9 protein-coding genes are annotated in these 12245 nt (G+C 65.4%); all 9 read right to left on the reverse strand.

The annotated features are described in order from the left end of the window. Nucleotides 1–17: 17 nt before the first annotated feature. The gene (locus tag JQ604_RS07075) at nucleotides 18–1709 is read right to left on the reverse strand and encodes a hydantoinase B/oxoprolinase family protein (protein WP_249158090.1); all 1692 of its coding nucleotides are present in this window, start codon (nucleotides 1707–1709) and stop codon (nucleotides 18–20) included. Between the two features lie 12 nt (nucleotides 1710–1721). Further along, nucleotides 1722–4091 (reverse strand): xanthine dehydrogenase family protein molybdopterin-binding subunit, encoded by a 2370-nt coding sequence (locus JQ604_RS07080; RefSeq protein ID WP_212354762.1) that lies wholly within the window; start codon nucleotides 4089–4091, stop codon nucleotides 1722–1724. Nucleotides 4092–4100: 9 nt separating this feature from the next. Further along, nucleotides 4101–4559, reverse strand: a complete 459-nt coding sequence (locus tag JQ604_RS07085) for a (2Fe-2S)-binding protein (RefSeq protein ID WP_212354764.1) — start codon at nucleotides 4557–4559, stop codon at nucleotides 4101–4103. A 21-nt stretch (nucleotides 4560–4580) separates the two neighbouring features. Next, on the reverse strand, nucleotides 4581–5456 hold the full coding sequence (locus JQ604_RS07090; protein ID WP_212354766.1) for an FAD binding domain-containing protein: 876 nt from the start codon (nucleotides 5454–5456) through the stop codon (nucleotides 4581–4583). Next, on the reverse strand, nucleotides 5453–6445 hold the full coding sequence (locus JQ604_RS07095; protein ID WP_249158092.1) for an ABC transporter permease: 993 nt from the start codon (nucleotides 6443–6445) through the stop codon (nucleotides 5453–5455). The genes JQ604_RS07090 and JQ604_RS07095 overlap by 4 nt, the downstream gene beginning before the upstream one ends. Nucleotides 6446–6458: 13 nt before the next feature. Beyond that, on the reverse strand, nucleotides 6459–7475 hold the full coding sequence (locus JQ604_RS07100) for an ABC transporter permease (protein WP_212354770.1): 1017 nt from the start codon (nucleotides 7473–7475) through the stop codon (nucleotides 6459–6461). Beyond that, entirely contained in the window at nucleotides 7472–9010 is a 1539-nt protein-coding gene (locus JQ604_RS07105; RefSeq protein ID WP_212354772.1) for a sugar ABC transporter ATP-binding protein, read from the reverse strand. Before JQ604_RS07105 ends, JQ604_RS07100 begins: the two co-directional genes overlap by 4 nt. A gap of 67 nt (nucleotides 9011–9077) precedes the next feature. Then, nucleotides 9078–10175 carry a TMAO reductase system periplasmic protein TorT gene (gene torT, locus JQ604_RS07110; protein WP_212354774.1) on the reverse strand — a complete coding sequence of 366 codons (1098 nt, stop codon included), beginning with the start codon at nucleotides 10173–10175 and terminating at the stop codon, nucleotides 9078–9080. 106 nt (nucleotides 10176–10281) lie between these two features. Continuing rightward, nucleotides 10282–12243 (reverse strand): hydantoinase B/oxoprolinase family protein, encoded by a 1962-nt coding sequence (locus JQ604_RS07115; protein WP_212354776.1) that lies wholly within the window; start codon nucleotides 12241–12243, stop codon nucleotides 10282–10284. Between the last annotated feature and the right edge of the window lie 2 nt (nucleotides 12244–12245).

A 12245-nucleotide genomic window follows, 5' to 3' on the forward strand; every position in this document is an offset into this window, starting at 1 on the left:
TGCACTCCTGGTAAGCGCTATTGTTGTCTTCCGTAAATGCGCTGTGCATCCTCTCGGGAGATCAGCCCGCTCTCGATATCGGCGGTCACTGCTGCGGGGGCCCGGTCCGAGGGCGCTCCCCAACCGCCGCCGCCGCCTGTCACGATCTTGACACGGTCGCCTCGGGCAACCGGCCTCGCCGGCGATCGACCGAGCTTCAACGCGTTCCCATCGGCCTTCACGATTTCAAGGTAGTTGACCGATCCGCACTCGCCGCCATCCATCGGCCAAGGCGGCGTGATCGTCCGTCCAAAACCGCAATAGACCTCGGCGCGCTCGGCCAGCACCCGGTACTCCCTTACCAAACCATATCCGCCACGAAATCGACCGGCACCGACGCCGCCCTCGACATTGAGGCCGTAGCGCTCGACCAGCAGCGGAAACTTGGCTTCGATGAGTTCGATGGAATAGTTGTAGGTATCGCCGTCGGTCAGCGCGATCAGCGCATTGGCGCCATCGCCGTCGTGACAGGCGCCCCAGCCGCCATGCTCGGGTTCGATATGGACGAACAACTCGCCGGCTTCGTCATGTCCGGCGATGTAGGTGACGCAGAGGCTGGTATAGGAGCCGGCAGAAAATCGTTCGGGCAAGATCGGCGCCAGCGCCTTCCAGACCAGCTCGGAGGCATGCACCGACCCTTCATAGTACCAGCCAGTGGGAGACGGCCGCTCGGCGGTAAAGAGCGTGCCTTGCGGGGCCAGGATCGACAGTGGGCGAAACCAGCCCTCGTTCGAGGGCTCGTAGGGTGCGACCAGGGCTTTGAAGACGGTCTTCACTGCGGAGTGCAGCGCGCCGCGGGCGCAATTGATCGGACCAGCGCACGCCGGGGGACAACCGGTGAAGTCGACCTCGATGCTGTCGCCGGCGATACGAACCGCAACCCTGACTTCGATGGGAAGCGGATTGACGCCGTCGCCATCGATCACGTCGGTGGCGATGTACTCGCCATCCGGCAGCGACCGGATGATTTCACTGGCTCGGTTCTCGGAGTCTCGCAGCAGTTGATCAAACGAAGCGAGCAGCGTGTCGGCACCGTATCGGCCGACCACCTCCTGCAGCCGCAGATCGGCGATTCGAACGGTCGCGAGTTGGGCATGGAGGTCGCCGATGGCCATGTCGGGAAGCCGGACGTTCTCGCGGATGATTTCCACGATGCTTTCGACCAATTCATCCCTTTCGGCGATCTTCACGCAGGGCAGCCGCAGTCCTTCCTGAAAGATGGAGGTCGCATCGGGCGGCAGGCTTCCCGGAATTGCGCCGCCGACGTCCAGCCAATGCGCGACATTGATGGCAAACGCGATCAGTCGGTCTTCGGCGAACACCGGGCGTACGATCGCGAAATCACAGGCATGCGTGCCGCCGCGGAAAGGGTCGTTGGTGACGATGACATCGCCTGGAAAAATCGACGTGCCGAACCGGTCGATGACGCTCCGGATCTGTGCGCCGAACGTTCCGGTAAACAGTGTGATTCCGTTGGTCTGGGCGATGAGCTCGCCGTGCGCATTGCAGATGCCGCATGCGAAATCCAGCACCTCGTAGATCACGGGGCTCATGCTGGTCTTGGTCATCACGATTGCCATTTCGTCGACGACGGACAGCAGCTTGCCCTGGATGATTTCGTGGGTGACTGGATCGAACGACGCGGCGGGCTTGATGGTTTCAATGGCCAAAATGCGTCACTTTCAATTCTGTGCAGCCGTGCCGTGCGGTCGCACCAGATTGTCGGCCCAGGCCTCGGCGATGTGAGGGAGGCTGAGCGCGCCCTTGCGGTCGAGCAGCAGTTCGAGCACCCGCGGCGGCGTCAACGGCAGTTCCTGGACACGCTTTCCGGTCGCGTTGGCCACGGCGCAGGCGATGGCCGCGCCGACGTTCAGGATCGGCACCTCGCCGGCACCCTTGGTGCCGAGCGGGCCGATCGATGGTGCGCCTTCGTAGAGGCTGATCTCGACCGGCACGACATCCAGCGCCAGCGGCACGCGGTAGGTCTCGAAGCCGGTCTGGCAGACCCGGCCGTCGGCGCCGATCGTGACTTCCTCGTGCAGGGCATAGCCGAGCCCTTGCACCACGCCGCCCTGGATCTGGCCCTGGATCGCGCGTGGATTGAGCGCGCGACCGACGTCCTGGACGACGCGATAGGCCAGCACCTCGACGTGGCCGGTCTCCGGATCGACTGCAACGTCGCAGTCGTGGACTGCGAAGACGGGGATGTCGATCGCGTCAATGAAGTGGCCGGCCACGCAGCCGGGCATCGCCGGCACGCCGGCGCCGGTGAAGGAGCCGGTGCCGGCGACCGGACCAAGCGTGGCCTGTGCGCGGGCTGCGACCTCGGCGACGGTGCGGCCCGAACCGGGCGCGCCAGCGATTTCGATCCGCCCTTCGCGCATCACGAGATCTTCCGGCGCTGCCTCGATCATGTCGGAGGCGACCTTCAGTAGCTTGGTCCTGACCTCCTGCGCGGCCGACAGGCTTGCGGCCCCGAGCGACACCGTGGTGCGGCCCCCGCCGACGCCGACATCGTAGCCGGCGGAGTCGGTATCGGCGGCGCGTACCACGACGTCGTCGGGCTTGAGGCCGAGCGTGCTCGCAACGATCTGGGGAAGGCTTTGCATCATCGAGCCGGAGCCGATCTCGACGCCCGATGTCACCAGCGTGGCCGTGCCGTCGGCATTCATGTTGACGGTCGCGGCCGAGGGGCCGACGAACACGAACCAGGTGCCGACTGTGGTGGCGCGGCCGAACAGCCGGCCATCGGCCAGTTTGCGGGGCGGCACGGCTGCATCGCGCAAGGTGTCCATCCGGTCGAGCATCGGGCCGAGCACATTGCCTTCAAACACCTGGCCGGTGGCGCCGAGATCGCCGTCGCCGAGCACGTTGCGGCGACGGAAGGCGAGCGGATCCATGCCGATCCGCGCTGCGATCTCGTCGGTGTGCCGCTCCAGCGCGAAGGTGCAATAGACACCATTGCAGCAGCGGAAAGCGCCGTTCGGCGCGGTATTGGTGTAGACGGCGCGCGTGACCAGCCGTGTCGTTCCGAGCCGGTAGTTTCCGCCGAGCGTGTGCGCGGTCATCGTGGTCAGGAAGATTTGCTCGCCGCCATAGGCGCCGCAATCCATCAGGACGACGGCTTCGCGCCCGACGATCTCGCCGTCGCGCGTCACCGCCGAGCGGATACGGATGTCGGCGTTCTCGCGGAACAGGCAGGTCAGCATCTCCTCCTCGCGCGAGTTGACCAGCCGCACCGGCTGGCCGCTGGCGCGGGCGAGAAGGGCGGCGAACGGCTCGATCGCGAGATCGAATTTGAGACCGAAGGCGCCGCCGACAGGCGGCACCGTCACGCGCACCTGCGATGGTGCCACACCGAGGATGCGCGCCGTCGCATTGCGGATGGTCCAGGGAACCTGGGTCGACGTCTCGATATGGAAGCGACCGTCCTCGTAGCTCGCCACCACTGCGCGCGGCTCGAAGGCGACATGGTTCTGGCGGCCGACGCGAAAGCTGCTCTCGACGATCTCGACGTCGGGTCGCGCGAAAGCGGCGTCGACGTCGCCCCGAACAACAGTTGCCTCCCAGGCGACGTTGCCTTCGCGTGCGCCACCTTCGAACAGCACCTCGTATTCGCGCCAATCGGGATGAACCAGAGGCGCGGACGGTGTGAGGGACTCTTCCATCGTGAGCACGGCCGGCAGTGGCGCGATCTCGACATCGATCGCCGCGAGCGCGGCCTGAGCCTGGGTCAGCGTGTCGGCGGCGACGGCTGCCAGCGGCTCGCCGTCGTAGCGGATCACGTCGCGCGCAAACAGCGGATGATCGGCGATGCCGATCCCGATCTTGCCGGGGGCATCGGCCGCGGTGACGATCGCGCGCACGCCGGGCATGCCTGCGGCACGCGACGTATCGAGGCGGACAATGCGGCCCGAGGCCACCTTGGCGCGCAGCACCGCGGCATGCAGCATTCCGGGCAGAAAGCGGTCCATGGTGTAGCGCGTGCGGCCGCGCAGCTTGTCGCGGGCATCGCGGCGGCGGAAATCCATGATGGCTGAGACGTCGGACATGGCAAGCCTCTATTTCTTCGCGAGCGCGGTCAGCGCGGCGTCGACGATGCGCTCATATCCGGTGCAACGGCAGATGTTGCCGCTCAACGCTGCACGGATGTCGTCACGTGTTGCGCTGGGCGCGGTTGTCAGAAGATGCGTGAGCGTCACCACCATGCCCGGGAAGCACATGCCGCACTGAACCGCATCACAGGCTTCGAGCGCTTGCTGGATCGTGTTCAGTGTGTTGCCGGCGCCGAGGCCTTCGACCGTTCTGATCTCGCAACCCTGGGCGAGCGCCGCCGGCATCAGGCAAGATGGGGTTGGCTTGCCGTCAATCAGCACCATGCAGGCGCCGCAGAAGCCTTCGCGACATACCGGCTTGGCGCCGGTGAGATGAAATTCCTCGCGCAGGATGTCGACCAGGGGCGTCGCAGGCTCGGACGCGGAGGTGCGGCGACTACCGTTGACGGTCAGGTTCAGGGTCATGGTCACCTCCTGCAATGTCGTTCAGGCGCCGAGAGCGGCGGCGGTCGCGCGCCTGACGAGACCGGGCAGCACGCTAGCGCGATACCAGGGAGGAACCTCGACGCTCTCGCGGCCGGTGAATTCACCTGCAAGACCGGCGGCGATATCCGCAGCCTTTGCGGGGTCGAGTACGCGCCCAAGCAGTTCAGTCTCGAGCCGCTCCCAGCGGCGTGCGACAGTCTCGACCGAACCGACCGCGATCCGCGCCTTTCGAACATGGGCGGTCGCATCGGCGTCCAAGGAGAGGCTGATGATGGCGACCGGATAATCTCCCGCTTTGCGCAGCGGCAGGCGTGCATGAGCGGTCTTGCACAGTGATCGCGGCACCACGATCTTGGTGAGCAGCCGGCCCAGGGCCAATGTCGATCGCTGCTTCAGGAATGCGTCGAGACTCATGCGTTCGTGGCCGTGCTTGCTTGCGATCTCGACTTGGGCGTCGAGACAGAGCAGGGCGGGCACGCAGTCCGCTGCGGAGAAATCAGATGCCGAGAGATTGCCGCCGATCGTTGCCATCGCACGGATTGCGGGGTTGGCAGAGGAGCCGGCGGCCGATGTGAGGACTGCGAGCTCAGGCAGGTCTGCCAAGGCTGAGGCAAGCGCGGCGTGCGTGACCGCGGCCCCGATCTCGATCGCATCGGCATCGATCCGGATCGCGCTCAGTTCGGGAATTGTCCCGATCGCGACGTAGCGGGCCTTGAGCTGTTGATGCCGGATCGGCGCGCGCATGATCCAGGTGCCGCCGGCAAAGGGAGCGCCGTCCGCGCCGTAGTCATTCAGCGCGTCGAGGGCCGTGGCCAACGACGGTGCCACATAGAACGTTCCGCTCGCGCCGCCTTTCGTGAGGGGTCCAGTTGTCATTGGCGTCGCTCCAGTCGCAGGCGATCGAGCAGCACGCCGATGATGACGATCGCGCCCAGAACGACCATCTGGATGTAGCCGTCGATACGGGTGAGATTCATGCCGTTGGAGAGGATGGTGACGAACAGGGCGCCGAGCACGGCGGTGCCGACACCACCTCGTCCGCCGGCGAGGCTGGTTCCGCCGACGACAGCGCCGGCGATCGCCTGAAGTGACAGGGAGCCGCCGAGGTTCGGTTCGCCCGATCCGGTGCGCGCCGTCATCATGATCGCGCCGAGTGCAGCGAGTGTCGAGCACAACACATAGGTCGCGATCAGGATCCGTTTGACCGGCAGGCCCGCGACTGCCGCCGCGCGCGGGTTGGTGCCGATGATGTACAGCGAGCGGCCGAACACCGTGCGGCCCAGCATCAGATGCAGCACGAGGCCAATGACGAGCGTGATGGAGATCGCGGCGGGGATGCCGAAAATACTGCCGCCGTAGAACAGCTGCGAGAACAATTCTGGCACACCTTGCACCGGCCGTCCGGCGGAGAGCGTGGTGGCGACGCCGATCGCGACGTTGTAGCTGCCAAGCGTGGCAACAAAGGGGTTGACGCCGAGCAGCGCGATGACCATGCCGTTGAACAGGCCGCAGGCAATGCCGAGGCCGAAGCCGGCGCCGAGCCCAGCGAGCAGCACGGTGGACGGATCATGGCCCGCGGCGGTGGCACCCGCCATGGCGAGCGCCGTGCCGACACTGACCATCGAGACGGCGGGGCCCAGCGCGAGGTCGAAGCCGCGGGTGAGGATCACCACGGTCTGCGCCATCGCAAACAGTGCGAGATAGCTGGTTTGCTGTGCGATGTTGAGCAGATTGCCCGGCGAGAGCACGCTGCGGTCGACAGCCGCAAAGCCGAGCAGGAGAGCAATCAGCGCGATCGGCAACACTGCGCGCCAGAGCCACTCGGTCGGAAACGACTTTTTGGGGATCGTGCTCTCTGACGTCATCGACAATTCCAGGTCAGACACGGGCCTTGCTCCGTCGGCTGAATTCGTCCAGCGCCACGGCGGCCACCATGATGATGCCGAGGAAGACCGGCTGCAGGCGGGAGTCGACATGCAGCAGGTTGAGCGCATTGCCTAGGATGGTGAGGAACAGCGCGCTGACTGCCACGATCTCGACGCGGCCGACGCCACCGCGCAAGGAGACCCCGCCGATCACGGCGGCGGCGATCGATTGCAGCATCATGCGGTCGCCGCCGAAACTCGCCTGGCCGGAGCCGACCTGTGCGGTGAGCAGGATGCCGGTCAGGGCGGCCAGCACGCTTGAGATCACATAGGTACCGACGATGTGGCGCTGGATCGAGACGCCTGAGACCACGGCGGCATCGACATTGCCGCCGATCGCATAGACGTAACGACCGAACAGCGTGCGCCGCTGCACGAACATCATCACGGCAATGACGGCAAGCGCGGCATAGACCGCTGTCGGCAGGCCGAACAACTGCGCGCGGCCAAATCCTTTCACGAAGACATCCGGCATGCCGTAGACCGGGATGCCGCTCGTGATCATCAGACCGACGCCCGCGGTTGCCGACATCGTGCCGAGGGTCACCACAAAGCCTGAGACCTTGAGCTTCGCGACGCAGAAGCCGTTGATGAGCCCCACCACCAGTCCGGAGCCGAGGCCTGCGGCAACGCCGCTTGCGATGATCAATGCGGTGTTGCCGGGGAATGCCGCCGCGGTCGCTGCCATCGTCTTGGCGGTCACCACACTCGCCAGCGCGACGACTGCGCCGACCGAGAGGTCAAAGCCGCCCGCGACGATCACCAGCGCCTGACCGCAGGCGACGATCGCCAGCAGCGAGGCGTTGCGCAGGATGTTGAGGATGTTGATGAGGCCGTAGAACTGGGGATCGACCGCCGACATGCCGACGACGAGGGCGACCAGCAGTGCCGGCAGGAATCCGATCCGGCCTACGATCGAGCGAAGGCTGATTGATCCGCGAGGCGCACCGACGGTCACGATCGTGCTCATGCGACCTCCGCCACGAGATGCTCCCGGAAAAAGCTCGCCAGCACGTTCTGCTCGGTCTTCTCGGCGTCTGCGAGTTCGGCGGCGATACGGCCGTGGTGCATGACGTAGAGCCGCTTCGACAGCGCCAACACCTCCGGCAGCTCCGAAGACACCACGATCACCGCGGCGCCGGCTTCGACCAGACGCTTCATGAATTCATAGACCTCGAGCTTGGCGCCGACGTCGATCCCGACGCTGGGCTCGTCGAACAGGAACACCGTGAGCTCACGTGTCAGCGCGCGGCCGAGCATCACCTTCTGGCGGTTGCCGCCGGACAGCGCGCCTGCGGTCCGCTCGATGTTTGGCGGCCTGAGCTGTAACGCCTCCATGACGCCCTGGATCTTGATACGCTCCGCGGCCTGCCGCAGCACGCCGAAGCGCGCGAAGGCCGGCAGGTCGAGCACGGTCATCGAGGCGTTCTCGCGGATCGGGCGCGACAACGCGAGACCTTCGGCGACCCGGTTGGCAGGGAAGTAGGCGATGCCATGCTTCAGGCTGCGCCGGGGCGCCGGGAATTCATAAGGCAGGCCGTCGATCCGGACCATGCCGGAGACGATCGGCTCGATCCCGTAGATGGCGCGGATCAGCTCGGACTTGCCGCAGCCGACGAGGCCGGCGATCCCGGTGATCTCGCCGGCACGGGCGTGAAAGTTGACGTCGCGCACGCTGCCGTCTGCCAGTGTCAGGTTCTCGACGTCAACCATGACCTTGTCCGGCTTGTGCATGATCGTCGGATACAGCAGGTCGATCTTGCGGCCGGTCATCAGCTCGACCAACTCACCGTCGGTCGAGGTCGCGGCGTCGAGGGTGCGGATGTGGCGACCGTCGCGCAGAATGGTCACGCGATCGGCGAGCGCGCGGATCTCGCGCATGCGGTGCGAGACGTAGATCAGGCCGACATCCTGGTTCTTCAGCCGGGCGATCAGCTCGAACAACCGGCCGGTCTCGCGCTCGGTCAGCGATGCCGTCGGCTCGTCGAGGATCAGCAGGCGCACGCGGCCGAGCAGGGCCTTGGCGATCTCCGCCATCTGCTGATGCGCACGCGAGAGGTCGTCGACCCGCTGGGACGGATCAAGGTCGAAGCCGAGCTCATCGATCAACGCCGTCGCGCGCTTGCGCATCTCGCGCGCATGCAATACGCCGCCGCTTGTGACTTCGCGGCCGAGGAACAGGTTCTCTTCCACCGTGAGACTCGGCACCAGCGAGAATTCCTGGAACACCGGACTGATGCCGATCGCGCGCGCCCGCTGCGGTGTGAGGTGACGGACTTCCTCGCCGCCGAAATGCATCGTGCCTTCGTCGGACGCAAACGTCCCTGACACCACGTTGATCAGGGTCGATTTGCCGGCGCCGTTCTCACCGAACAGCACATGCAGCTCACCCGCGTGGACATCGAGATCAACCCGGTCGAGCGCACGGATTCCTGTGAATCGCTTGGAGATGCCGCGCAAGGCGAGCAAGGGGCCGGCCGGCGTCTGGTCGGTGGCGACGTCCATCTGGTCTCCAAGGGCGTTCAACAAGGAAGAGGCGGGAGTGCAGGTCTCCCGCCTCGATGATGGGCGATTACTTGGCCTTGACCGAATAGACCGGCTTCCAGCTGCCAGGCGCCAGCACAAGGTCCATCTGCAGTTTCGGCACGGTGGTCTTGTCGACGGCGGAGGCCAACGGCTGGGCGAGGCTCATCACCGGCTTCTTCTCGATCAGGCGCACGGCCTGGTCGACCGAGACGGCGCCTTCGCCGACCGGATACTGGGTCGCGAAGGCAAGCACGTCGCCGCGGTTCAGCGCGTCGAGCATCGCCTGGTTCTCGTAGGAGGACATGATCTTCATGTCGCTGCGACCGGCCTCGGCGACTGCGCCGATTGCGGCTTCTGCGGTTGGGGCGGTGCCCCAGATCACGTTCATGCTGGGATAGGCCTGCAGCGCGTCCTGGATCAGCTGCAGCTGCACGGCGACGCCGGAGTCGCCGAACTTCTCGGCCAGCACCTTGGCGTTGGGATTCTTCGCCACCGCCTTCTTGAAGCCCTCGTTGAAGGATTCCGCCCAGCCCGAGCCGGCGGGGCCAGGGAAGGTGACAATGTTGAGCTTATCGCCGGGCTTGGCCTGTGCGAGCAGACCGTCGCCGGTGACTTCGCCCATCGCCACGAAGTCGACATAGATCGCGGCGGGTAGGGCATTTGGCGGCAACGGGTTGGCGACGCCGACCACCGGCACGCCCTTGGCCTTGGCTTCCTCGAACTTCTTGCTGAGACCGGCGCCGGAAATGGCACCGACGATGATCGCGTCGGGGCTGCTCGCCATGCAGTCATCGAACTGCGAAAGCTGCTTGGGCAGGTTCTCGTAGCCGCCGGCTTCGTAGAGCGTCATGTTGACGTTCATTGCCTCGGCCTGCTTGACGATGCCATAGGCAACCGCGACCCAGAAACTGTCCTTCATGTGCGGAAACAGCACGCAGAGCTTGTAGGGCTTCTCCGCCTTGGTCAAAGCCGTGTACTCGGCCGGCTTCGGCGTACCGGAGGAGGCGTCGTACACCTTCATGGGGAACCACGGCGTCTCGGCCGCAGCGGGCGTCATTGCGGCGAAGGCGAGGCCTGCGGCGATGCCGAGGGTGGAGCAGATCGGCCGAAGCCGCTCGATGGAAAGGCACGTCGTACGGGTCATAGCTCTATCCTCATGGTTCGGATGAAGGGTGAGGGCCGACGGCTTCGGTTCCTCTGTTGCATGCAAGCGCCGCGCCGCCCGTGGGCGACGCGGTTGCCGATGGGCATCAGCCGGTCGTCCACTTCGCGACCGAACGCCGCTCGAAAGTTTCGCGGAACTGGCGTGTGGATTCCGGGAGGAGGGCGCCGTTACCCCAGTCGAGGATCACAGCGTGCTGGCGGATGACGTCGAGGGCATCGATCTCGCCGCTACGGAAGCGCTGCGCGATGAGCTCCGGATCGAGCCGGACCTTGGCGATCCGCTCCGCCCTGATTTTGGCGCGTAGAGCATCGGTTGCGGCCTTGTCCACCTCGTACTCGCAGAGCTCGGCGTCGATGATCTGGACGACAACCCCATAATCCTTCGCGGCGCGTTCGACCGAAACGTAATCGTCCTTGATGTCCTCGATCACGAGGCGGGGATCGCGCTCGAGCGGGTCACCGAAGCCGCCGCCGCCGGCGGTTGGCCGCGAGAAGATGTCGCCTTCACCGATCGGCACGTCGGAGAAGATCGAGCCCAGTCGTTCCTCGGTGGCTGCGCCGGCACGATGCAGCGTCAGCCCATGCGGCATGGACGGCAGCCCGCCCTCGATGCCCCACACCACGGCTCGTTCGCGATCGCAGATATAGGAAATCACCGTCTTCTCGGCTTGCAGCATGCGTGAGGTCTTCATCACGCCGGCGCCGCCGCGCCATTTGCCGGGGCCGGGCGAGTCCTTCAAGATCTCGCACTTGGTGGTCAGGATCGGATTGGCGCGCTCCTGGCCCTCGACCGGCTGCGACATCAGTCCGGTGCCGAAGCAGGCGGTGGTGACATTGCTGCCGTCCTTGCCGTTGCGGCCGCCCCAGCCGCCGGGCAGCCAGTCGTAGAACATGAAGATCGGCTTGTCGGCGCTGCGGCCGTCGAGGCCGCCTGTGAGCAGATATTCGAGATTGAAGGCGCAGGCGAGGGCGCGCTCGGGCATCAGCTTCGACCACATTTCGTAGATCGAGTTCATGATCTTCTCGAACGGCATCAGGAAGCCGGTGACTGCGATCGGCCATTTGGCATCGACGATCGAACCTTCGGGGGCGATGATCTCGAAGCAGCGGTAGAAGCCGGAATTGAGCGGCAGGTCGGGAAAGAAGGTCTTCATGCCGGCCGCGACGGCGGAGAAGGTTGCGCCGAAGGCCGAGTTGTAGATCGAGCCGATGGTCGGATGGCTGCCGGTGAAGTCGTAGATCGCCTTGTCGCCCTTGATGGTCATCTTGATGCGGATCGGGATCATGCCTTCGCCGCCGGCCGGGTCGCGATCGATGAAGTCAACCGTCTCCCATTCGCCGTCGGGCAGCGCAGCGATCCGCTGGCGCGCTGAGCGTTCGACATAGTCCTGCACAGCCGCTAGGCCAGTCTCGACCGTGTCGCGGCCATACTTGTTGACGAGGCGCAGGATCTCGCGCCCGCACACGGCCGTGGCCTCGGCCTGTGCCTGGATATCACCGATGATGGAGGCAGGATCCCGGGTGTTGGACGCGATCAGATGCGCGACGTCCTTGCAGAAACGGCCCTTGTCGAACAGCCGGATCGGCGTGATGCGGAGGCCTTCGCGGAACATGTCGCGTGCTGCGACGTCGAATGAGCCGGGAACGCTGCCGCCCATGTCCGACCAGTGACCGTTGGACTGGCTGAAGGCGATGATCTTGCCGTCGGCGAAAATCGGCCGGATCAGCCGTACGTCGGAGAAATGCGTGCCGCCGGCATAGGGATCGTTGATCGCGAACACGTCGCCTTCGTGCATGTCGCCCTCGAAGTGGCGCATGACGTCCTGACAGGTGAAGTGCAGCGTGCCGACATGGACCGCGATGTCCTGATTGCCCTGGGCTGCGCATTCGCCCTTGGCGTCATGCAGGGCGCTGGAGAAATCGCGGTTGTAGATCACGAAGGAGTAGCAGGTGCGCAGCACCTGCTCGCCCATCTGGTCGACGCTGGTGATGAAGGAATTCTTCAAAACCTCGAAGGTCACGGGGTCGAGCGGGAGATCACCGGCCATGG

It is taken from the genome of Bradyrhizobium jicamae (assembly GCF_018130695.1).
GTDB lineage: Bacteria > Pseudomonadota > Alphaproteobacteria > Rhizobiales > Xanthobacteraceae > Bradyrhizobium > Bradyrhizobium jicamae_B.